The sequence below is a fragment of the Posidoniimonas polymericola genome, assembly GCF_007859935.1.
GTDB classification, from domain to species: Bacteria; Planctomycetota; Planctomycetia; order Pirellulales; family Lacipirellulaceae; genus Posidoniimonas; species Posidoniimonas polymericola.
The window spans coordinates 503,940-525,654 of record NZ_SJPO01000003.1 but is presented as its reverse complement, the minus strand read 5'-3'; the positions used below and the strand labels follow the sequence as shown (position 1 = coordinate 525,654).

Annotated in this window: 18 protein-coding genes; 7 read left to right on the top strand and 11 right to left on the bottom strand. The window is 68.9% G+C overall.

All coding sequences use genetic code 11. From position 1 onward, the window contains the following. Positions 1–40 precede the first annotated feature (40 nt). Complete coding sequence (locus tag Pla123a_RS08865; RefSeq protein WP_146585979.1) at positions 41–577, bottom strand: CHRD domain-containing protein; 537 nt, start codon at positions 575–577, stop codon at positions 41–43. Between the two features lie 244 nt (positions 578–821). On the opposite strand from Pla123a_RS08865, the gene Pla123a_RS08860 reads away from it, so the two are divergent. Beyond that, a complete protein-coding gene (locus Pla123a_RS08860) occupies positions 822–2,117 on the top strand; it encodes a glycosyltransferase (protein WP_146585978.1) in 1,296 nt (431 codons plus the stop codon). 93 nt (positions 2,118–2,210) lie between these two features. Here Pla123a_RS08860 and Pla123a_RS08855 read toward each other — a convergent pair whose 3' ends face one another. Then, positions 2,211–3,419, bottom strand: a complete 1,209-nt coding sequence (locus tag Pla123a_RS08855) for a cell surface protein (RefSeq protein ID WP_231956365.1) — start codon at positions 3,417–3,419, stop codon at positions 2,211–2,213. Between the two features lie 150 nt (positions 3,420–3,569). Here Pla123a_RS08855 and Pla123a_RS08850 point away from each other — a divergent pair, with 150 nt between their 5' ends. Together Pla123a_RS08850 and Pla123a_RS08845 are read left to right on the top strand one after the other, a co-directional pair. Then, positions 3,570–4,559, top strand: coding sequence for a DUF6384 family protein (locus tag Pla123a_RS08850; RefSeq protein ID WP_146585976.1), 990 nt, complete (start codon positions 3,570–3,572; stop codon positions 4,557–4,559). Then, complete coding sequence (locus Pla123a_RS08845; RefSeq protein ID WP_146585973.1) at positions 4,553–6,079, top strand: hypothetical protein; 1,527 nt, start codon at positions 4,553–4,555, stop codon at positions 6,077–6,079. Before Pla123a_RS08850 ends, Pla123a_RS08845 begins: the two co-directional genes overlap by 7 nt. A gap of 16 nt (positions 6,080–6,095) precedes the next feature. Here Pla123a_RS08845 and Pla123a_RS08840 read toward each other — a convergent pair whose 3' ends face one another. Further along, positions 6,096–6,665, bottom strand: a complete 570-nt coding sequence (locus Pla123a_RS08840) for a TetR/AcrR family transcriptional regulator (protein ID WP_146585971.1) — start codon at positions 6,663–6,665, stop codon at positions 6,096–6,098. 312 nt (positions 6,666–6,977) lie between these two features. Between Pla123a_RS08840 and msrA the strand changes: the two genes are divergently transcribed. Then, positions 6,978–8,129 carry a peptide-methionine (S)-S-oxide reductase MsrA gene (gene msrA / locus Pla123a_RS08835; protein ID WP_197527807.1) on the top strand — a complete coding sequence of 384 codons (1,152 nt, stop codon included), beginning with the start codon at positions 6,978–6,980 and terminating at the stop codon, positions 8,127–8,129. A gap of 22 nt (positions 8,130–8,151) precedes the next feature. Here msrA and Pla123a_RS08830 read toward each other — a convergent pair whose 3' ends face one another. Continuing rightward, a complete protein-coding gene (locus tag Pla123a_RS08830) occupies positions 8,152–8,823 on the bottom strand; it encodes a metallophosphoesterase family protein (RefSeq protein WP_146585969.1) in 672 nt (223 codons plus the stop codon). A gap of 197 nt (positions 8,824–9,020) precedes the next feature. Between Pla123a_RS08830 and xseB the strand changes: the two genes are divergently transcribed. The 3 genes from xseB (at position 9,021) to dxs (ending at position 12,371) form a co-directional block, all read left to right on the top strand. Further along, positions 9,021–9,368: an exodeoxyribonuclease VII small subunit gene (gene xseB / locus Pla123a_RS25260; protein WP_197527806.1), complete on the top strand. Its 348-nt coding sequence runs from the start codon at positions 9,021–9,023 to the stop codon at positions 9,366–9,368. A gap of 193 nt (positions 9,369–9,561) precedes the next feature. Then, the gene (locus Pla123a_RS08820; protein ID WP_146585967.1) at positions 9,562–10,458 is read left to right on the top strand and encodes a polyprenyl synthetase family protein; all 897 of its coding nucleotides are present in this window, start codon (positions 9,562–9,564) and stop codon (positions 10,456–10,458) included. After that, on the top strand, positions 10,455–12,371 hold the full coding sequence (gene dxs, locus Pla123a_RS08815; protein WP_146585965.1) for a 1-deoxy-D-xylulose-5-phosphate synthase: 1,917 nt from the start codon (positions 10,455–10,457) through the stop codon (positions 12,369–12,371). Before Pla123a_RS08820 ends, dxs begins: the two co-directional genes overlap by 4 nt. Before the next feature lie 18 nt (positions 12,372–12,389). Here the strand turns inward: dxs and Pla123a_RS08810 are convergent, their stop codons facing one another. From Pla123a_RS08810 to mutL, 7 genes are all read right to left on the bottom strand, one after another. Next, positions 12,390–12,893, bottom strand: coding sequence for a hypothetical protein (locus Pla123a_RS08810; RefSeq protein ID WP_146585962.1), 504 nt, complete (start codon positions 12,891–12,893; stop codon positions 12,390–12,392). A gap of 179 nt (positions 12,894–13,072) precedes the next feature. Next, entirely contained in the window at positions 13,073–14,260 is a 1,188-nt protein-coding gene (locus Pla123a_RS08805; RefSeq protein ID WP_197527805.1) for an alpha/beta hydrolase family protein, read from the bottom strand. Beyond that, positions 14,257–15,177: an SMP-30/gluconolactonase/LRE family protein gene (locus tag Pla123a_RS08800; RefSeq protein ID WP_146585960.1), complete on the bottom strand. Its 921-nt coding sequence runs from the start codon at positions 15,175–15,177 to the stop codon at positions 14,257–14,259. The genes Pla123a_RS08805 and Pla123a_RS08800 overlap by 4 nt, the downstream gene beginning before the upstream one ends. 96 nt (positions 15,178–15,273) lie before the next feature. Then, entirely contained in the window at positions 15,274–16,623 is a 1,350-nt protein-coding gene (locus Pla123a_RS08795) for a prepilin peptidase (protein ID WP_146585958.1), read from the bottom strand. 20 nt (positions 16,624–16,643) lie between these two features. After that, positions 16,644–17,195, bottom strand: coding sequence for a shikimate kinase (locus Pla123a_RS08790; protein ID WP_146585956.1), 552 nt, complete (start codon positions 17,193–17,195; stop codon positions 16,644–16,646). A 205-nt stretch (positions 17,196–17,400) separates the two neighbouring features. After that, positions 17,401–18,888, bottom strand: a complete 1,488-nt coding sequence (aroE, locus tag Pla123a_RS08785) for a shikimate dehydrogenase (RefSeq protein WP_146585954.1) — start codon at positions 18,886–18,888, stop codon at positions 17,401–17,403. 844 nt (positions 18,889–19,732) lie between these two features. Then, positions 19,733–21,616: a DNA mismatch repair endonuclease MutL gene (mutL, locus tag Pla123a_RS08780; protein WP_315852876.1), complete on the bottom strand. Its 1,884-nt coding sequence runs from the start codon at positions 21,614–21,616 to the stop codon at positions 19,733–19,735. Positions 21,617–21,715 lie beyond the last annotated feature (99 nt).

Here is a 21,715-nt window from a genome sequence, read left to right as displayed (position 1 = left end):
CGCCGGCGGCTGCTTGGTTGTGGTTCTACTCTTGAATACGCTACGCGCGACGGCGGATACCGAATGCCATGGCGCCCATCGCAGCGATCAGCGCGGCCGAAGCGGGTTCGGGCACGTTCATGACCTGGGCGCGGAGTTCACCCGCCGGGTTGGCCTCGGTGTGAACGTTCAAGTACCAGAGGCCGCTCAGCACGTCGTCGAGCTGCTGGCTGGTGAGCGACGCCATGCCGCTGAGGTTGCCGCTGGCGGGCTCGGGCGGGTCGCCATCGGTAAGAAAGATCTGCACGCCGGCGTTCGAGCCGAGCATCGCCGGACCGTGGAAGTGAGCGCCGGGCGAGACGATGGGGCCCGTGAGATCCTGGTAGTCGACGTCCCAGGTGATGGACATGGCGTCGCTGTCGATGATGACCGAGGCCATGCCGGTAGGCAGCGGATCGCCGCTGGGAATAACTGCGGGCGGGTTGGCTTGGGCGGTGGATAGCGGGAAGGTCCACTCGGTCAGGTGGTCGGCCGACGACGCGAGCGGCGTCGCGAGCGCGGCCACAATCGCCAACATGGGCAGGCTGCGTGAGATCATGGATCGAACTCCTAGGAATCAGTGGGGAAGCGGGAGGTCTCGGCAACGGGGCGTCGGGCGCCCTGTCGACGGGGTTACGGCCCTGGCGGCGGGGCGGATTCGAAAAGTCTTGAATTCTTGACGATTTGCTTGCAGAAGGCTGCCCAGCACGGGCGCGGCGGTTGCTGCCCGCCTCCTGCGGCGCTACGATGTCGGCTCGCGCGTCGCTGGCGCCCCGACCGATCCCCCTTCCCCGGCGGCCCCTGTGCGGATCCTGATCCTGACCGTCGGCACCCGCGGCGACGTCCAGCCGTACTTGGCGCTCGCCAAGGGCCTGCTCGCCGCAGGTCACAACGTGCGGCTCTGCACGTGCGGGCGGTTCGAGTCGTTTGCCGCCGCCCACGGCGTCGACTTCGCGGCGATCAACAACGACCTGCTCGATTTCATGGACTCCGACCTCGGGCGGAGCGTCATGGAAACTACCACTAACCTCTTCGAAATGGTCCGCACCGTGCGCCGGGTGTGGCCCACAGTGGGGCCAATGATACGGCGGCACATCGATGAGATGGCCGCGGTTGCCATGGCCTACCGGCCCGACCTAATCTTGTTTCACAAGAAGGCGATCGGCGCCGAGGACTTCGCCGAGAAGCTCGGCTGCCGCTGCGCACTGGCGTTCTACCTGCCGATGTACGTCCCCTCGAGCCACGCTCCGGCGTTTGGGCTCCCGCGTCTTCCGCTCGGCAGTGCCTACAACCGCCTGACCTACCGCTTCATCAACGCCGTGACCAAGGCCAGCTCGGCGTCGTTTGCGCGGCCTTGGAGGAAACGCCAGGGGATGTCGCCGCGGGGCCGCTACCGTCGGCATGCGGATGGTTCGCCGATCGGCGCGATCCACGCCTACAGCCCGTCGGTGCTGCCAGAGCCAAGCGACTGGCCCGAGTGGGCGATAGTCTCCGGCTACTGGTTCCTCGACGGCCCTGAGGACTACTCACCGCCAGCAGAGCTGCGGGCGTTCCTTGCTGCCGGGCCGCCGCCGGTCTACGTCGGGTTCGGCAGCATCTTCGGACGCGACCCACGCGGCAAGGCCAAGGCCGTGATCGAGGGCGTCCGGCGGTCCGGCGCGCGGGCAATCTTGGCGTCGGGCTGGGGCGGCATCGACCTTACCGACCTCAAACTGCCGGAGACAATGCTGGCGATCGAGTCCGCCCCGCACGACTGGCTGTTCCCGCGGGTCGCGGCCGTGGTGCACCACGGCGGCTGCGGCACTACGGGCGCCGGACTCCGCGCCGGAAAGCCGACGATCGTCTGCCCGTTCTTCGCCGACCAGCCGTTCTTCGCCGACCAGCCGTTCTGGGGCCGCATCGTGCACGAGCTGGGCGTCGGCCCGAAGCCGATCCTGCAGCGCCGCCTGACCGCCGACAAGCTGGCCGCCGCGATCCGCTCGACGCTGGCCGACGAAGCGATGCGGGCCAAGGCCTCCGCCCTAGGTGAGACGCTACGCTCCGAACGCGGCGTCGAGAACGCGGTGGCGTTTGTGGAGCGTTACATGGCGGGGCAGTAGCGGCGTGATTCGGAATCGCGGCAGAGCCGCGACGCTTCATCTCCCCCGCGACGTGGGCCGTGATGACGCGCCGCGGCGTTTTTTCCCAGCTGCCTAGCTGGCCTCGTCGAGTTTGCCGAGCGCGAAGCGGCCGAGGGTGTCCTGGTACCGCTGCTTGCCCTCCTCTACGACGCGGCGGATCTCGCGGGCGTTCTCCTCGCTCTCCTTGCGGAGCTCGGCGATCGTCTGCAGCGACTCGATCTGGTAGTCGCTGATCGCTTTGACGAGCTTCTCGAGTGACTCGGGCGCGATGGTCGACCCGTAGCCGGCCTTCAACGCGGCGCGCTCGAGCTCGCGACCGAGGTCGGCGATGTCCTCGAGGCTCTTATTGACGCCCTCCTTGAGGGCCTCGGTCGACTCGGTCGCCTCATGCAGGCCCTGCTGCGAGGTGTACACCGTGCCGAGGATCGTGAACACGTGCTCGTTGGTGGTGAAGAAGGTGACCGCGCGGCGGTACACCTGGTCCTTGACGTCGTGCGTCTGGCGGAGCTTGGTGACCAGGGTCTCGCCGACGTCGTAACCGATGGCCAGGTTCTCGGAGACGTCCTTCAGCAGCTGGTAGATGCGGTCCTCGCGGGTGTAGGCGTCGTTGGCCTCGTCGCGGCGGAGCTCCAGCCGCGAGCGTTGGCTCTCGTCGTCGCCGGCGTAGTCGCTGACCGCCTGCTGGGCTTCGGCAAGTGTGGCCTTCGCCTCCTCCAGGTGCGGGATCTGCTCCTCGAGCACCTCGCGGGCGAGCACCTCGGCCTCCTTCAGCGCAAAGCGGAAGTCGATGTAGCCGTCCATGATGACCTGCTCGCGCTCGAGCTGGTCCTTGGTGTCCTTGCAGACGTCCTGGTAGACGTCGACGATCTTCTCGAAGCGGGCGTGGGGCGTGCCGCGGCGGATCTTCATCCAGACGTTGCTCATCTTCTCGGTGACGCCGATCTTCCCGTCGTCGAGCTGGCCGATGAGCCGCTTGGAGTCCTCGCGAATCGAATCGAACATCTGGCTGATCTCCAGATACCGATTGCCGATATTGATGTCCTCGACGTTGTCCCGCACCAGCTTGTTAAACGTGCTCATGTGCTTCACGACGCCCGCCACGGCCAGAACCTTGGCCTCGTCGACGTGGCGGACCTCCTCGAGCAGGCGGATCAGCTCGCTCTGAGCCTCCGAGTCGGCCGAGATGCCGAACTTCTCGAGCACCTCCTTCGCACGGTCCAGGTACTTCTGCATCGACTTGCTGGCGGGGGCGGGGGCCTGCTGGGCAGCTTCGGAGGACATCGGTTACGCCTTGAGCATGTGGGTGGGCAATTGGCTGGACGCCTGAAGTAGACAATAATTTGAAGCTGCCGACAAGAAACAACGCCGCGGGGCGAATCCCCGAACAAGCCACGCTGCAAGCGGCGGCCCCCAGCCCAAGACACAGCCCGCATGCCCTCCGAAGCCCAGCAATCCGCCGCCGCCCCGCCCGACCTGTCGAGCGTTGCGCGGGAAGAGCAGATGACCATCGCCGAGATGACCCGGCTGATGGACGTCGCGGCCGCGATCCGCAAGGAGAGGCTCACCGCCGAGCAGCAGCTCAACATCGACGAGACCAAGCAGCTGCTCCGTGAGCGGCTGCTCGAGACCGCACGGATTACCGGCGACCCGGTCACCGAGCAAGAGATCGACGCCGCCATCGACGCCTACTACGAGCGGCGGCACGAGTTCACCCCGCCCGAGCCCGGCATGGAGACCCTGCTCGCCTCGCTCTACGTGCGGCGGGGCACGATCACCAAGCTGGCGATCACCGTCGCGACGATCACGGCGCTGTGGTGGTCGGTGTTCGCGTTCGGGCTGGTCGGGCCGAAGCGGCAGGAACGCCGCCTGGCCGAGCTCTACACCGGCGTCCAAACCAACGCCGCGGTGGTCGACGAGCTGGCCCAGACGCCCGACCTGCGGCAGCGTGTTGAGCAGCTGGTCGCCCAGGCCGACGCGGCCCGCGCCGCCGGCGACGCCGACGCCCTCCAGAACGTGCAGGCCGAGCTGATGGAGCAGGCCGCCACGCTCAAGCAGCAATACGTGATCCGGGTGGTCGCGGGCGAGAACGAGCGTTCGGGCACGGAGCGGCTGTTCACCGACGCCGACGGCACGCGGACCTCCGGCTTCTACCTGATTGTCCAGGCCGAGACGCCCGCCGGCGAGGCGCTGAAGCTGCCGATCCGCGACGCCGAGTCGGGCGAGATCAGGCTGGTCAGCCGCTGGGGCGAGCAGGTGCCCGAGTCGGTGTTCGAACAGATCGCCGCCGACAAGCAGACCGACGGCGTGGTCGACAACCGCGACTTTGCCGAGAAGGAGGTCGGCCGCCTGGAGCCGACCGTCCGGCTGACCGGGCCGGACGGCGCGCCGCTGACGCGGGGAAGGCAGATCACCACATGGTAGTCGACGGCATCCGCGGCTCGGACGTGCTCAACCTGATCCGCCAGACCCACTCGGCCGCCGGGGCGGAGGTGCAGTCTGCCCGCAACCACCTGGACGAGCTGGAACGCGCCACGCGCGACGGCGTGAAGCGGCGCGGCGAGACGATCGTCCGCCTGGCCAGGCACTACCTGCCCGACATCAGCAACGACTCGATCGGCCAGTCTTTCGCCGGCGTCCGCGACGACCTGCGTCAGGTCCTGGACGACAAGAACCGCCGCGAGCAGCTGCTGCGGACGCAGTGGGACCAGGCGATCGACCGCCGGGCGCAGCTCGAGGTCCAGCTCGACGAGGCGACGGTCGAGCTCAACGGCTGCGTCGAGCGGCGTGAAGAACTCGAGCAGCAGCTGGCCGACATCCTGGCGACCGACCAGGCGTTCGCCGCGGCGTCGGACAAGGCGATGGCCGCCGAGGCCGAGCTCGCCCGCAACGAGCAGCGCGTCGCCGAGAGCCGCCAGGAGGCCTCCGACAAGCTGCCCGCCTACCAGCGGAGTCGGCTGTTCCAGTACCTGCTCGAACGCGGCTTCGGGACCAGCGGCTACAAGCCGCGGGGCCTGACCCGTCGGCTCGACAAGTGGGTCGCGCGGCTGGTCGACTTCGAGAACAGCAAACGCAGCTACAACTTCCTCCGCGCCACACCCGAGCTGATGGCCGCTGAGGTCGACCGCCGCCGGACGGAGTTCGACGCCCTCATGCAGGCGGTCGAGGAGATCGAGCGGCATCACTCTGACGAGATCGGCCTGACCACTGCGCTCGAGCAGGGCGTGCAGGCGGGCGCCCGGCGGGACGCCCTGCTCGGTAACCTCGAGCACGAGCAGCAGACCCGCGACGAGGCCGAGCGGCTGCTGGCCGAGCTGAACAGCGAACGCAGCGAGTTCTACAACCGGGCGGTCACGCGGATGCGGCGGTTCCTGGAGACCGTGCAGCAGTCGACGCTCGACGCGCACGCCGCCGCGACCCCGAGCCCCGAGGACGACCAGCTGGCCGCCGAGCTCGCCGCGCTCGGCGGGGAGCTCGACCAGACGCACCGCGAGGCCTCGGAGCTGCGGCACGCGCTCACGGCCCGGCAGCGGCAGCTGGCCGACCTGGCGGACCTGGCGCGGAAGTTCCGGGCCAGCGAGTTCGACTCTTACCGGTCGGTGTTCGCCAGCGGGTTCGATGCGCGTCACCACCTCGAGGCGTTCCTCCGCGGCCAGATCGGCAAGCAGCAGCTGTGGCACGCGCTGCGTCAGTCGCAGCGGTTCCTGCCGCAGATGGTGGAGCAGCGGTGGGAACGCCCGCCGACGGGCCTCGACAACGACTTCTCGTACGTGCTGATGCGGATCCTTGCCGAGGCGGCCGGCGCGATGGTCGACCAGGCGGCGCGGCGGGGCGGCGGGGGATTCAACCTGCCGCCGGCGCCGCGGCGGCGGAGCGGGTCGCAGCAGCCCCCGTCGGTGCGGCGGAGGGCGCGGGGCGGGTTCACCAACGGACGCGGGTTCTAACCGACCGCCGAGCGGGTCACGCGAACGCCGACCCGACGCACAGCTCCGCGGCGCGGAAGGCGTTGGCGAAGCTCTGCTCCCGGTCGTTGCTGAGCATCTGGTCGAGCACCGAACCGTAGTAGATCTGCACGAGCATGCCGGCCAACGCCGCGGCGTCGGCCGCGCCGGCCTCCTCGGCCCAGCCCTGCACCAGCTTGCTCATCGCCTGCTTGTTACGGGAGACTGCCTGGTGGATCGGGTCGAGCTCGTTGGGATAGTCGGCCGCGGCGCTGATCAGCAGGTTGCAGCCAAAGCAACCGCCGTCGAGGATCTCGGGCAGCACCCGGAACATCGCGACCAGCTTGCGGCGGGGATCGCCCGCGGCCTGCTGCTCGACCGCCGCCGACACGGCCTCGCGCATCTGGTGCTCTTGCAGGTCGAGCACCTCGCGGATCAACTGCTCTTTGCTCTCGAAGTGATTGTAGAAGGTCGTCTTGGTAAGACGTGCCTGCTGGACGATCTGGTCGAGGCCGACTTGGCCAAAACCGTGCTTGGCGAAGAGCTCGCGTCCTGCGGCGACGATCCTGTCGCGCGTTCCTATACCCATGACTTTCCGTTACGCCAGCGCCAAAAGAAAGATGCTCTCGCCCAAGCAAGTATTCAGCGTAAACCATTGAGGCGCGCAGGGGGAGTTTCATTGACCACTAGTAAACTGGATAAATACCCAAGCCGATTCGCTAAAATCGGAGGGCCCGCGCTTACCGGCCAATAACGCACCGCCGTGTCATAAAGTGTGGGCGTCAGCAACGACCGGGCGGACTACAATGTTGACGCAAACTGCGTAGAACCGCCGCGGCCTGGCCCGCGTAGGACCAGTAGCCCCCACGCACAGCCGCATCCGCCCCAAGGCGCCCCCGCCATGCACCACCTTGTTTCCCGTCAGCCGCTGGTCGCAGCCGCCGCTGTCGCTCTAGGAGCCCTCGCCATTATGACGTTCGCCCAAACCCCTCCCAACGATGACGCCCCCGATTCTGGTCGACAGGCTGCCCAGCAGGACGCGCCGCCACCAGCAGGGGCCGAGGTCGCCACCTTTGCCTCGGGCTGCTTCTGGTGCACCGAGGCGGTGTTCCAAGACCTGCGGGGAGTCGCCAAGGTGGTCTCCGGCTACACCGGCGGCGACGCCGCGAGCGCCTCTTACAAGGTCGTCAGCAGCGGCCAGACTAAGCACGCCGAGGCGGTGCAGGTGCACTACGACCCGAATGAGGTCGACTACGCCACGCTGCTCGAGGTCTTCTGGAAGACGCACGACCCCACCACGCCAAACCGCCAGGGGGCGGATGTCGGGCCGCAGTACCGCTCGGCCATCTTCTACCACGACGACCAGCAGCAGCGGCTCGCCCAGGAGTACAAGGCTAAGCTCGACAAGACCGGCGCGTTCGACGGGCCGATCGTCACCGAGATCGTCCCGTTCGAGTCGTTCTTCCCGGCCGAGGACTACCACCAGAACTACTTTGCGCTGAACCCGCAGCAGGGCTACTGCCGCGCGGTGATCGGCCCGAAGTTGGAAAAGTTCCGCAAGGTTTTCGGCGACAAGCTCAAGAACGCCCCCAAGAAGAGTGAGGGTGATAACAAGCCGAAGAGCGGAAAGCCCGGCACCGCAGAGAGCAAAGCGGAGCTCAAGCAGCGGCTGTCAGACCTGCAGTGGTTTGTCACGCAGGAGTCCGGCACCGAGCGTCCGTTCCAGAACATGTACTGGAACAAGACCGAGGCCGGCGACTACAAGTGTGTCGTGTGCGGCGAGCTGCTGTTCACCTCCGACGAAAAATTCGACAGCGGCTGCGGCTGGCCCAGCTTCACAAAGACCGCCGACCAGGACGCCGTAACCGAGGTCGTCGACAACTCGCACGGCATGCGCCGCACCGAGATCCGCTGCACCAAATGCGGCGCCCACCTGGGCCACGTGTTCGACGACGGGCCGGTCGCCGCGGGCGGCCTGCGGTACTGTCTCAACTCCGCGGCTATGGATTTCGAGGACAATGACGCCCGCAGCGAGGCGCCCGCCGAGGAGTAGCGGCTGATCGACGCCCGCCGGGCTACTTGCCGCCGGACTCCACGGGGTGGCCGTCGCGGTCGACCTGCCAGAGCCGGCGGGTGTAGGCGTCGATGGCGGTCAGCCGACCGCCGCCGTGGCAGAAGGTGTCGATGCAGACCAGGTGGCCGAGGTCGACGATCTCCCCCGACTTCTGCGACGAGTGTCCGACGATGGCGGTCTTGCCATTCTTGTGCGGCTTAGGCTTCCGCTCGTTGAGGTTCGTCCAGCGGAGGGCCTCGACCGGCTGGCGGTCGAGCTCTTCATTGTGCACGTAGTTGCCGTGGGTGAAGAAGAACGCTTCCTCCTCGTGGTAGTCGAGCAGCCCCTTGAGGAACTTGATGTGCGACTTGGGGAGGTCCGAGGGGTCGGCGCCCTCGTCGTACGAGGCGAGGGTCTCCTTCCCGCCGTAACGCATCCACCAGCTGGCCGGCGAGCGGCCCTGGACGACGCCGAGCATCATCTCCTCGTGGTTTCCCATCAGGGTCACGACGTCGTGCGACTCGCGGAGCTCGAGGATCAGGTCGATCACGCCGCGGCTGTCAGGGCCGCGGTCGACGTAATCGCCGAGCAGCACCAAGCGATCGCCGTCGCGGGGGCCAACCGCCTCGAGCAGGCCCTCCAACGCGGCGCGACAGCCGTGCACGTCGCCGATCGCAATCAGTCTCTCGGGCACCGCGTTCCTCAGGGTGGGGGGATTGGTCGCGCGGCGCCGCCTAGCTAGACCCGCGTTAACCCTTAAGCATAGCCCGCGGCGACCAGACGGGGGAGGCGAGCCGACGCTGAGAATCACAAATCGGGCGCCGCACCCAACCGCAGCAGACCGGTGAGGGCTTGCCCAGCGGGCCGGCCCGGGGGCACAATTGGTCCGCTATGGCCAAGAAAAAAATTGCAAAGAAGAAGCCGTCCGCCGCCGAGCCCTCGGAGCTCACCTTCGAGGCCGCCCTGGCGGAGCTCGAGCAGGCAGTCACCGACTTGGAGAGCGGCGAACTCGGACTCGACGAGTCGCTCCAGAGGTACGAGCAGGGCGTCGCACGGCTCGAGCAGTGCCAGCAGCGACTCGCCGCCGCCGAGCAGCGGATCGAGCTGCTCAGCGGCGTCGACGCCGAGGGGAACCCGGTTACCCGCCCGCTGGACGACGCCGAGGAGGCCCCCAGCCGTTCGGCGAAGCGGTCGGCGGGCCGTGGCCGCGGCGTGGACGATGGGAGCCGGCTCTTCTAGAATGGAGGAGGCCGCAATCATAGATCCGGCAATGGTTTACGGTCACACGCGGACGCCGCCCTCACCCGCGGTCCGCGGCCAAAAACTTTGCCGCGCGGCAAATCCGTTGAACCAACTCGCGGCACTCCCACCGAGTCACGTTGCTCGCGTCCCGTCGCGTCCCCCCAGCACAGCCTCCTGAACCCGGCCCCGAATGGCGACCCTCGAGTCTTCCGTTACGCTGCAAGCCGACGGTCAAACCGACCTGGACGCCATCGACCAGGCGCTCGACCGGTCGCTGCGGTTCGGCGCGGGCTGCCCCGAGCGGCTCGGCGAGGCGATGCGGTACGTGGTGCTCGGCCCCGGCAAGCGGCTGCGGCCCCGGCTGGTGCTGATGGCGTGCCGCGCCTGCGGCGGCGATGCGGCCACGGCGTTGCCCGCCGCGTGCGCCGTCGAGCTGATCCACGCCTACTCGCTCGCCCACGACGACCTGCCCGCCATGGACGACGACGACCTGCGTCGCGGGCGGCCTACCTGCCACGTGCAGTTCGACGAGGCGACCGCCGTGCTGGTCGGCGACGCGTTGCAGGCCCGCGCGTTCGAACTGCTCGCCACCCAGCTCCCGGCCGAGCACGCCGGCCGCTGCTGCGGCGAGCTGGCCCGGGCGGCCGGCGCCGAGAAGCTGGTCGGCGGCCAGTCGGCCGACCTCAGTGGGGCCTTCGACGGCGCCACCGTCGACGACCTCCGCGCCATCCACGCCCGCAAGACCGGGGCCATGTTTATTGTCTCGCTGCGGCTGGGCGCCATCCTCGCCGGGGCGGGCGAGGAACGGCTCTACCAAGTCACCGAGTACGCCCGCGCACTGGGCCTGGCGTTCCAGGTCACCGACGACCTGCTGGACGTCAGCGGCAGCCAGCAGGCGGTGGGCAAGCGGCTCGGCAAAGACGCCGACCGTGGCAAGCTAACCTACCCCAAACTGCTGGGCGTCGACGCGAGTCGCCGCCTGGTGGACGAGCTGATCGACGCGGCCGTGGCGGCGGTCGCGCCGTTGGGCGACACGGCCGGCCCACTGGTCGACCTCGCCCGCAAACTGCAGAACCGTGATCGATGACCCAGACAACCAAGAAGCCGATCCTCCCGACGATCACCTCGCCGCGTGACTTAGACGGCATGTCCCTGCCCGACCTCGAGCGCCTGGCGGGCGAGATCCGCGACGTGCTGTGCAACCTGGTCAGCGCCCGCAGCGCGCACTTCGCCTCGAACCTGGGCGTGGTCGAGCTCTGCCTGGCGCTGCACCAGACCTTCGACTTCCTGCACGACCGGCTAATCTGGGACACCGGGCACCAGATCTACCCGCACAAGCTGATCACCGGGCGGTACCCGCAGTTCAGCACGATCCGCACCAAGGGCGGGTTGATGGGCTACCCGAATCCGGAGGAGAGCGACTACGACCTGTTTGTCACCGGCCACGCGGGGTCGAGCGTCTCGACGGCGGTCGGGCTGGCGAGCGGCGACCGGCTGCTACGCGACGAAGAGAACCGCTGGACAGTGGCGGTGATCGGCGACGGCGCGTTCCCGTCGGGCGTCGTGTACGAGGCGCTGTGCAACATCCGCGAGAGCGGCAAGCGGCTGCTGGTGGTGCTGAACGACAACAAGATGTCGATCTGCCCCCGCGTCGGCGGCATGGCCGACTACCTCGACCGCCTGCGGATGTCGGGCGCGTACTCCGGCATCAAGGGCGAGATCGTCAAGACGCTGCAGAACATCCCGATGCTGGGCGACCCGGTCGAGCGGATGCTGACCCAGATCAAGGAGGCCGCCAAGGCGGGCCTGCACGGCGGTATGCTGTTCGAGGAACTCGGCATGCGCTATGTCGGCCCGATCGACGGCCACAACGTCGCGCTGGTGCGGAAGTACCTGCGGATGGTCAGGAAGACCGACGGCCCGGTGCTGCTGCACGTCGTGACCGAGAAGGGCCACGGGTTCCACCCGGCGACCCAGGACCCGGTGCTGTTCCACGCGCCGCCTCAGTTCTCGCGCTGCGAGAACGGCGAGCTGCAGATGAAGAAGAGCGGCGGCCGCGCGTACACGAACGCCGCCTCCGAGGCGATCCACGTGGCGATGACCGCCAGCGACAAGGTCACCGTGTTGACCGCGGCGATGTGCCAGGGCAACAAGCTGGAACGCGTCCGCGACGACTTCCCCGACCGCTTCTTCGACACCGGCATCTGCGAGGCCCACGCGGTCGCCTTCGCCGCCGGCCAGGCGAAGGTCGGCATGCGGCCGATTGTCGACATCTACAGCACGTTCCTGCAGCGGTCGTTCGACCACATCTTCCAGGAGGTGGCGCTGCAGAACCTGCCGGTCACGTTCATGCTCGACCGCGGCGGCCTGTCCGGGCCGGACGGGGCCACGCACCACGGCGTGTTCGACCTCGGCTACCTGCGGCTGTTCCCCCACATGACCGTCATGGCGCCGGGCGACGAGCACGACCTCGCCTCCATGCTCCCCTTTGCCCTCCAGCACAACGGCCCCTGCGCCATCCGCTACCCCAAGGCCGCCGCGGTGACCGTCGCCGGCGAGCGGGCGCCGATCGAGCACGGCACGGCCGAGGTCCTCCGCCGCGGCCCCGACGGCCTGATCCTGTGCGGCGGCGCCCTGCTGCCCGACTGCCTGGCCGCCGCCGAGCAGCTCGCCGGCGAGGGGCTCGAGCTGACCGTGGTCAACGCCCGCTTCATCAAGCCGCTCGACACCAAGACCATCCTGCCGCTGGTCGCCGACAGCCCGTTCACCGTGACCGTCGAAGAGGCCGCGCTGGCCGGAGGCTTCGGCAGCGTGGTGCTCGAGGCGCTCGCCGACGCGGGGCAGACCGCTCCGGTCCGCCGCCTGGGGATCGGCGACCACTACGTCGAGCACGGGGAACGCGAAGAACTGCTGGCCGACCTGGGCCTCGACACAGCCGGCATCGCCCAGGCCTGCCGCGAGCAGAGCCAAGCGTGTGCGCCCGGCCAGGGGGTTTCGTAGCGCGGCCGCTCTCGCGCCCTACGGCATCGGCAGCGGATCCGGCTTGTCCGACGGCGAGGCCGGCTCGGCGGTCACCTCTTCGGGCCGCGGGATCGGCTTGGCCGGCGTGGCGTGGTAGACCGGCGGCGCGGAGAACAGCTGCCCCCCCGGCGCCCCGACACCCCTATACTGCGCGGCAGGGGTCGGCTGGTAGACCGGAGCCGACGGGTACACGGGCGCCGAAGGGTAGGCGGGCGGGCCGCCACGGTAGACCGGCGCGGGACTCGAGTAGCCGTGATGGCGGTGGGCCACTCGCTGCCCGTAGATCGGCGGGTAGTCGCGCCGCTGCGCCCGCACGGTCCCCTGGCTGGCGTTCCAGCTGCGGTAGTACGGCTTGAGGACCATCTCGGCGTGGTAGCCTGGCCCCCAGCCGAAGCCGAGGTTCTGCGGCAGGCTGGACGGTATGTTGTAGAAGCCGGAGGCCGCGTGCGTGGTCGACGCCGTCAGGCCAATCAGCACGGCCGTTGTGATCCGCAGGGCCATCGGGGACGCTCCAGTACCAGGGCAACACAGGTCGGAAGCGGCGCCACGCCGGGGCCGCTCTGCGTATCCCGATCGTCGCAACCCGCCGCCGGGCGTTAAACGCGTGCTGGCGCCGCGGGCAAAAACCGCCGCGGCCGCCGCGCACGCACTGGCTGGTGAAACCCTGCGGGAGAAACGCCCTATGGCCGCCGCCAGTGACGATCGGCAAAGTCCATAAACCGCCCCCAGTCGTACTCGGTCAGGTTGTGGCCGCCGCTGCGGAGGTGGTAACCAATACGGCCACCGTGCAGCGGCTGATCCGCGGGGGGCATGTCGCTCGCTGTGAGCCCCTCGCCGCCCAGCAACCGGTAGACCGGCCCCGCGTGGACGCCCGCCAGGAACTCGCCGAGCGGGTCGGCCCAGTCGTCCTCCGAGGCGCTGGCGATGTACGCCAGCCGCGGGGCGACCAGCGCGACCAGCTCGTGCTGGTCGACCGGCAGGGCGTCCTCGTTGTCGTTGTACCGGTTGTAGTTCTCACAGAACCAGTGCGGGAACGAGCGGTTGATCCGCGCCACCCGCTCGCCGTGCTTCCGCCGCGCGAGCGCGGCCCCGGTGCAGCCGGAGTTGTTGCTCACCACCAGGGCAAACCGTTGGTCCTCGGCGCCGCACCACAGCGCGGTCTTGCCGCCCCGCGAGTGCCCCACCACGGCGACCCGCTCTCGGTCGATGTCCGCGCGGCTCTCGAGGTAGTCCATCACGCGGCTCGCCCCCCACGCCCACGCGGCAACCGAGCCCCACGCGTCGTCCGGCCGCGGGTGGTCCGGGTCGTCGTACAGGCCGTGCACGCCGTTCTGGAAGTCGTCGTGCTCGTCGGGGTCGATGTCGGCGTAGTGGAAGGTCGCGGCGAAGTAGCCCCGCTCGATCAGCCGCTCGGCCGGCCAGAACGGGCTCTTCTCGCGCCGCGTTGGGTCGATGTTCTCTAGGTCGCGGTTGCAGATCAAGAGGAAGCCCGGCGTAGGCTCCTCAACGTTGTTCGGCGTGAACAGCGTCAGGTGGACCACCGCCTCGCCGCCGCGGCCCGGCAGGTGGATGGCGACCTGGCTGAGCGTTGCCGCCCCGTCCATCGCTTGGGGGTCTTCGTTTTCCAACTCCCACCGCATGCCGCCGGGCCGGCCGATTGGGGCGCGGCCGTAGACCTGCGTGCGGAACAGCTCGAGCATCTCCGGACGCCGCTGCTTGAACCACTGGTGCTCCGAGGTGACCGCCTGGCCGTTCTCCGCGACCAGCGGGTCGGGCAGGTCGAGCTCGTCGGCGTACGCGGCGTTGGCCATGGCGGCAACCAGCGTGGCAAGCAAGGCCAGCGTCCTGGGCGCGGTCTTGAGGATCACTGTTTCGGCTCCCTCGGTGCGTAGCGATGCCCAACGACCTCCATCGGCACGGCGTACAGGCTGGTCCGTGCGGTAACATACAGCGTCTTCAGGTCCGGTCCGCCAAAGGTGCAGTTGGCGGGGTGCTCGGGCAGCTCGATTGTGCCGAGGTAATCGCCTGCGGAGCTGAACACCTGCACGCCCGACGAGGTCGTTAGGTAGACGTTCCCCTGGGAGTCCATCGCGCCGCCGTCGGAGCCCTCGTTCGGGCCCCCCTTGGTGCGGCAGAACTCCCGCGCGGGGCCGAGTCGGCCGGGCGACTCAACCGCGTAGGCCAGCATCACCGGCGACGCGCTGGGCAGCACGTACAAAGTATTCTCATCGGGCGACAGCAGCACGCCGTTGGGCGCCTTCAAGTCCTGGGCGACGCTCACCGCCTGGTCGCCGCCGGCCGGCAGGTAGTAGACGCCCTGCTGGCCCTGCGGCAGCAGGGCGGGCGCGCCAAACATCGGGTCGGTGAAGTAGACCCCGCCGGTGCGGTCGATCACCAGGTCATTGGGGGCGTTGAACGGCTTGCCTTTGAACTCACTCGCCAGCACGGTGCGGGCTTTCGTCTTCGTGTCATAGGCGACCAGGGCGCCCGACATCTCGCACGCGACCAGCCGCCCGTCGGCGGCGAGCATCAGCCCGTTGGCCCGCCGCGATTCGGTAGTGAACGCCGTGACGCGGCCCTGTTCGAGCACGTGGATCGTGTTGCTCGGGATGTCGGTGAAGTAGAGCCGCCCTGCCCCGTCCCACGCCGGGCCCTCGACAAACGTGTGCCCGAGCGAGACCCGCTCGACCGCGCCCGCCGGCCCCACGCCGGGGATCGGATCGGCCGCGTAGGCAACGTTCGCAATGACCAACAGAGCAACTAACAAGGGGGAGAATCGCTGCATCGTTGCGTGCCGCCTGGGGTCTGAGGAGTTTTAGTTCGGCCATCAGTCTACCGGCGCGGCGAAGCAGGTGGCAAATCGCGGGCCCGCGAGCCACGCTCAGTCACGCATAAACGGCCGCTTGGCCAACTGGATCAGCATCAGCAACAGGCCGAGCAGCGCGATGCAGACCCCCAGCACAATCGGCACCAGCCAGCCGGCGGCGAACAGCACCTCGGCTCGGGGCCAAACCTTACCCCAGAAGACTACCGTGAACGCCGCGGCCAGGCAGAGGAACGGCCCGTAGGGGATGGCGTCGCCGCGGCGGAGGATCAGGCTCAACAGCCCCAGCACGAGCCCGGCGAACGGGGCCAGGAAGAAGACCGCCAGGCACGCCTGCCAGCCTACCAAGACCCCGATCATCATCATCAGCGTGACGTCGCCGAAGCCCATCGCCTCGCGGCCCATCGCGGCCGACCCAACCACCCGCACGGCCCACACCAGCGCGCAGCCGAGCACCAGCCCGATCAACCCAGAGAGCAGCCCGTGCCACGCGGCGCCGCCGGCAAACCAAACCATCGCGATCAAGAGCGTGCCGGTCAGCAGCACGTTGCGGAGCGGGAAGCTGCTGAGGTCACGCCACAACCGACCCCGCCAGACGCCCAGCTTGGCCCACCAGTGGTTGCTGCGTCCCAGCCGCCGCGGCCACGTGCGGTCGGCGATCGCCAGCCCCCAGAACCACCAGCAGCCCAGCCCGACCGCGATGCCCCAGCGGCTGCGGGGGGCGATCAGCCACTCGGGCCAGTCGTTCGGGCTGAACGGCTGCGTCGGGGCGACGTAGAACGGGTCGCCGTTGAAGTCCATCACCGGCTGACCAGCCGGCGTCACCAGCGGAGCCGAGACCGCCGGCGCGACAGGCTCCGACACCACCTGCGGCAGCGCGGCGAGCGGCGTCAGCGTGATCAGCAGCAGGCCCAGGAACGTGCCGGGCCAGGTCACCGCGTCGGGGATGGTCTTCTCGTCGATGTCGATCCAGGCGCCGACCCACATGAACGCCGCCAGCACCGCGTGGGCGAAGAACTGCGTGTGCAGCACGCCCGACAACGCCCGCCAGTCGACCGGCGTGGCGACCGGCAGCAGCGGGTCGATCAGCATGTGCCGGTCGACCTCCCACCAGTAGAGCGCCGCGACAGCGCCGGCGAACATCAGCTCCAAGAGCAGCGGCCGCACCCAGTAGCCGCGGCCCAGCACCCCGGCGTCGCGCCGCAGCCGCAGCCAGCCAATCACCGGCAGCCGGTCGAGCCAGCCCCGCGGGCCGACCCCCTCGGGCGTGGGCTGCCAGGGGGAGCACCGGCGGCGGTCGTAGGCGAACTCGTAGACCGCCGCGTTGAGCAGCGACCCCGCAACGGCACCGAGCAGCGCGACCACGATCAGACGCAACGGGAGCGGCACATCCATGAGCTGCTGCATGCGGTACGGTTTGCCTCGCGTTAGGTCGTGTGTGAGCGGCCGGCCGGCGGCCCGATCTGGCCGGCGATCTCCTCGGCAACCTCCGCGGGCGTGCGGTCGGCGACCTCAACGGTAAGGGTAGCACACGCCTGGTAGAGCGGGGTCCGGGCGGCGAGCACCTGCTCGATTTCCTGCGTCACGCCGGCGCCGGTCAGGCTGGGGCGGCGGTCGCCGGTGGTCTGGTCGGCGGTGATCCGCTCGGCGAGCACCCCGGCCGGCGCGGTGAGCCACACCACGGGGCCCGACTCGGCAAGCCGCTCGCGATTCGCCTGACGGAGGATCGCGCCGCCGCCGAGCGCCACGACGGTCTGGTCGGCGCCGCACAGCCGCGCGACGACCTGCTCCTCGAGGTCGCGGAAGGCGGGCTCGCCGTCGGCCGCGAAGATCTCGGCGATGGTGCGGCCGGCCTCACGCTCGAGCTCGTCGTCGGCGTCGACCCACGACCAGCCAAGCCGCTCGGCCAGAAGCCGCGCGACGGTCGACTTGCCGCTGCCGCGGTAGCCGATCAAGAACAAGCGGGTTGGTTGGGTCATGCGTGGGGTCGGTCCCACCCCTGGCGGGGTGGGCTGTGTGAGAACGAGTGGCTTGCGGTTGCCGAGTGGCAACTCGAAAACAACTTCCTCAATCTATCCCTCTCGCCAAAGGGGGGAGAGGCTAGGTGAGGGGGCCAAAAAAAACGCGGAAGTTGTTTTTGAGTCGTTCCTCGGCAACCCCTTTGTATTGAATGGAGAGCAGCGGCTAGTACTTCACCGGGCCGATGACCCGCTTGAGCGTCTCGCGCATCACGCCCTCAGGCGCCCGCTGACCGGTAAAAAGCTGGTACTGCAGCTCCGCCTGGCGGACAAACATCTCGACGCCGGTCACGACCTTCGCGCCGTGGTCCCGGGCGTCCTTGATCAGCAGGGTCGACTCGGGGTTGTAGACCGTGTCGAAGACCAGCATCGACGGCTTCAGGCACGACTTCTTGACCGGCGACTCGTCGACGTTCGGGTGCATGCCGATCGGCGTGCCGTTGATCAGGATGTCGACGTCGCCCAGGCCGCGGGCCTCCCAGTCGACCGCCTTGGCGTCGAAGTCGGCGGCCAGCTTTTCGGACCGGCTGCGGGTGCGGCTGGTGACCGTGGTCTTCACGCCCCGCTTCTTGAGGCCGTACATGATCGCGCGCGACACGCCGCCGGCGCCGAGCACCAACGCACGCTTGCCCTTCAGCGGGCTGGGGTCCGCGCCGACCTCGCCGAGGGCGGCCTCCATGGCGTCCATCGCGGCCTGGCAGTCGGTGTTGCCGCCGATCACCTCGCCGTCGCGGAACAAGACGGTGTTGACCGCGCCGATCCCCTTAGCGGCGGGCGAGAACTTGGTCAGGCTGCCGGCGATCGCCTCCTTGTGCGGGATCGTCACCGACAGCCCCTTGATGCCGAGCTTCGGCACGTCGGCGATGAACTTGGCCAGGTCGTCCGCCGGCACACGGAACGGCACGTACACCGCGTTGAGCCCCGCCTTGGCGAACGCCGCGTTGTGGATGTGCGGGCTCAGGCTGTGCGCGATCGGGTCGGCGATGACGCCGAACACCTCGGTGTCGGCGTTGATCTGATCGTGCCGGTAGATGCTGACCATCTGGTCGTAGCTGAGCTGACCAGGGGCCAGCGCCCGCTCGTGGTGGAACGTGGCGTAGGTGAACGGCGCGCCGTACTTGGCGCCGAGGATCCGCGAGCACGCGCCGATGTCGCCCATGCACATGCCGACCGTCGGGATCTCGCTGGTGCGGACCAGGTCGAGCATGCGGAGGTTGTCGTCCGGCCGGTGGGCCATGGTCGCGATCTTGACGATGTCCGGGTCGAGCGCCGCCAGCTTGGCGTGCAGGGAGTCGAGGTCGGCCGGCGTGTGCCGGAAGTTGTGGTGGCTGATGATCCGCTTGGTCTTGCCGTACCGCGGGATCTTGTCGGCGATGTCGTCCTCGATGTCCACATAGTCCACGCCCATCGCGATCGCCTCGCGGAGCAGCGTCTGCCGCGCGGCCTCGTCGCCGGTGAACTTGCCCCCGTCCTCCTCACGCCGGCAGGTGACGATCACCGGGCAGGGCCGGTCGACCACCAGCCGGTGCAGGTTCACCCGGGTCGAGATGTAGTCGAGCCGCAGCTCGACGAGCTTCGCCCCCTGCTCCACCAGGTGCTTGTGCTCGGCCAGCATGTGCTTGTGCCGGCTCCGGCCAATCGAGACGCAAATCATAGGTGAGGGGCACGGGGTCTAGGGTGAGGATCGGGGCGTTGGGCAACGCGGAGCCGCTATTTTCGCTCGCCCGGGGCCCAATTGCAAAGGGGCCAGCCGACGGCAGCCCGGCGACGCCTTGGTCGTTGTCGTAAAGTCCGAAAAAACGAGCGGAGGGGACAATACCCGGGCCGTGTCTTGGCCACCTGATCCGTTTCATGCTGGTATAGCAGCGTTTGCTCTTTCCCACCGAGAATCGCCGCGGGGGTTTTGTCCGCCGGTTTTGTCCTCCGTCTCTGCCCCTTGGGCAGCGGCTGCCAAGTCGTGCGAAAACCACCGACTTCCCAGCCGCGCAGTGGCAAGCGAGGCCGACGCTGCGAACAGCGTTGCCTTGCCGCGAATGTGACTGGCGATGCTCCCTCATTAGACCACGCCCAGTGGCGGCTTTCGACAACAAAATGGGGAGTCGCGGCGAGGCGAACCGGCGTCCAACCGGCGACGTCAGGCCGCGGGTGGCAGCGACTCTCGTTCGCACCGCGGCCGGCCAGCGGAAGGACTCTTTCGAACGAACGTCGGTGGGCGTAGCCCAAGAGGTCTGGCGGAGCCGACGTACGCCTGCGGCTCGATTGCCTCTTGTCGCAAGCGACACCGACTATCGCCCGTTCGGTGCTCTCTAACTGGCAGAGTTTATCGCGGGCGAAAGTCGCTGCCATACAGTCGCGCGGGTGCCGGGGGCGCTCCCGTCAGGGGAGCCCCCGACGAGGTACCGGCCGTGGCTCGCAGGCATTCGGGGGATTCCGCTGCCGCGGAGCGCCCCCGGCACCCAGCGGTCTTTCCCCTTTCCGCCTTCCCCTTTCCCCTTTTGTCAGATCCGCTTGAACCGCCGGTCGAGCTCGTCGCAGGTGAACACTAGGGCGGTCGGGCGGCCGTGGGGGCAGTGGTGGTGGTTCTCGGTCAGGCCCCGCTGGTCGAGCAGCGCCGTGATCTCGTGCGGGGTGAGGGGGTCGCCGTACTTGACCGCCGCCTTGCAGCTCATCATGTGCAGCAGCTCGTCGAGCGTGTCGCGGCGGTCGGGCGCCTTGCCGCCGCCGACGAGTTGCTCGACGACGCTGCGCAGCACCTCGGCCGGGGCCAGCTTGGCCAGCATCGCCGGGTACGACGCCACCAGCACGGTGTCGCCCCCGAACGGCTCGACCTCGATCCCCAGGTCCGCCAGCAGCGACTGGTTCTCGAGCACGGCGGCCGCCTCGGACGGCGACAGGTCGACCGGCTCGGGCACCAGCAGCTTCTGCTTCTCGAGCGCCCCGGCGAGCACCTTCGTGCGGATCTGCTCGTACAGGATCCGCTCGTGCAGGGCGTGCTGGTCGATGATCTCCAGGCCGGCCTCGGTCTCCACGACGAGGTAGCGGTTGTGCAGCTGCAGCGCGTTGGGGGCGCCGCCGCCGGGCGTCTGGTCGTGCGGCGTGTCGACCCGCGAGGTGGCCTCTTGGGGCTGCTCAGTGGAAGCGTAGCCGGCTGCCGCCGCGCCGGCCGGGCGCCACGGGTTGCCGGCCGAGCGGGCCTCGGCTTCGGCGGCGGGCGTGAAGCGGCGGAGCGTGAGCGGCTCGCCGGGCGCCGAGCTGGGGGTAGCGGGGGCTCTTCCCTCGTGAGATGCATCAAGCCGCCGCTGGGTCAGTTGCGTGCGGGCCCAGTTGACCAGCTCGCTGCTGCCGCCGGCGTCGGCCTCGTCCTCGGTTGGGTCGCTGCTCCGCTCGACCGGCTTGAGGTCGGTCGTGAGGAACTTGGTCCGCAGCGTGCCGAGCAGCTGGCTGTAGTGGCGGCCGCCGTCCTGGAAGCGGACCTCGAGCTTGGTCGGGTGGACGTTCACGTCGACCTTGTCGGCCGGCATGTCGAGCCGCAGGAAGCAGATCGGGTAGCGGCCGGTCAAGAGCAGGCCGCGGTACGCCTCGCCGAGGGCGTGCTGCAGCGAGCGGTCGCGGATCACGCGGCCGTTGAGCAGCAGGTACTGCAGCCGGTTGTTCGCGCGGCTCAGCGTTGGGTTGGCCGCGTAGCCCGCCAGGCGGACGCCGTCTTCTTCGCTCTCGACCGCGATCAGCGCGTCGGCGATCTCCTGGCCGAACAGCACCGCGATCCGCGACCGCCAGTCGTCGGTCGGCGGCAGGTCGTGCAGGGTGCGGCCGTTGTGGCTGAGCGAGAACCGCCGCTCGGGGTGCGCCAGGGCGACGCGGGTGAACGCCTCGGCGCAGTGGCCGATCTCGGTCTGCGGCGTGCGGAGGAACTTCTGCCGCACCGGCGTGTTGAAGAACAGGTTGCGGACCTCGACGGTCGTGCCGACCGGGCAGCCGGCGGGGGCGACCGGCTCGGCCTGGCCGCCGCTCACCACCAGCTCGGCCCCGCCGGTCGCGCCCGGGGTGCGGCTGCGGAGCGTGAACCGGCTGACCTCGGCGATCGAGGCCAGCGCCTCGCCGCGGAATCCCATCGTGCCGACGCGGAACAGGTCGTCGGCCGATTCGATCTTGCTGGTCGCGTGGTTGGTCACGGCCAGCGGCAGCTCGTCCGGGGGGATGCCGCAGCCGTCGTCGGCGACGCGGATCAGCTCGCCGCCCCCCTGCTCGATCGCCACGTCGACGCGCTGGGCGCCGGCGTCGACCGCGTTCTCGATGAGTTCCTTGACGACGCTCGCCGGCCGCTCGATCACCTCGCCGGCGGCGATCTTGTTGATGACGGAACTAGGCAGCAGCTTGATCACGGGTGAATCCATTCAGAACACAAACTTGGGTCGGTCCCACCCCTGGCGGGGTGGGCTGCCATGACTTGCGGCCGCGGCGCTGCCTCCAACAACCAGCGC

Bases quoted from the DNA above. Each gene is read 5' to 3' on its own strand.
- Pla123a_RS08855 (WP_231956365.1), bottom strand. From the start codon at position 3,419: ATGTCCTCCGAAGCTGCCCAGCAGGCCCCCGCCCCCGCCAGCAAGTCG.
- xseB (WP_197527806.1), top strand. From the start codon at position 9,021: ATGGCCAAGAAAAAAATTGCAAAGAAGAAGCCGTCCGCCGCCGAGCCC.
- msrA (WP_197527807.1), top strand. From the start codon at position 6,978: ATGCACCACCTTGTTTCCCGTCAGCCGCTGGTCGCAGCCGCCGCTGTC.
- Pla123a_RS08810 (WP_146585962.1), bottom strand. From the start codon at position 12,893: ATGGCCCTGCGGATCACAACGGCCGTGCTGATTGGCCTGACGGCGTCG.
- Pla123a_RS08840 (WP_146585971.1), bottom strand. From the start codon at position 6,665: ATGGGTATAGGAACGCGCGACAGGATCGTCGCCGCAGGACGCGAGCTC.
- Pla123a_RS08790 (WP_146585956.1), bottom strand. From the start codon at position 17,195: ATGACCCAACCAACCCGCTTGTTCTTGATCGGCTACCGCGGCAGCGGC.
- Pla123a_RS08800 (WP_146585960.1), bottom strand. From the start codon at position 15,177: ATGCAGCGATTCTCCCCCTTGTTAGTTGCTCTGTTGGTCATTGCGAAC.
- Pla123a_RS08850 (WP_146585976.1), top strand. From the start codon at position 3,570: ATGCCCTCCGAAGCCCAGCAATCCGCCGCCGCCCCGCCCGACCTGTCG.
- Pla123a_RS08820 (WP_146585967.1), top strand. From the start codon at position 9,562: ATGGCGACCCTCGAGTCTTCCGTTACGCTGCAAGCCGACGGTCAAACC.
- Pla123a_RS08845 (WP_146585973.1), top strand. From the start codon at position 4,553: ATGGTAGTCGACGGCATCCGCGGCTCGGACGTGCTCAACCTGATCCGC.
- Pla123a_RS08865 (WP_146585979.1), bottom strand. From the start codon at position 577: ATGATCTCACGCAGCCTGCCCATGTTGGCGATTGTGGCCGCGCTCGCG.
- aroE (WP_146585954.1), bottom strand. From the start codon at position 18,888: ATGATTTGCGTCTCGATTGGCCGGAGCCGGCACAAGCACATGCTGGCC.
- dxs (WP_146585965.1), top strand. From the start codon at position 10,455: ATGACCCAGACAACCAAGAAGCCGATCCTCCCGACGATCACCTCGCCG.
- Pla123a_RS08795 (WP_146585958.1), bottom strand. From the start codon at position 16,623: ATGCAGCAGCTCATGGATGTGCCGCTCCCGTTGCGTCTGATCGTGGTC.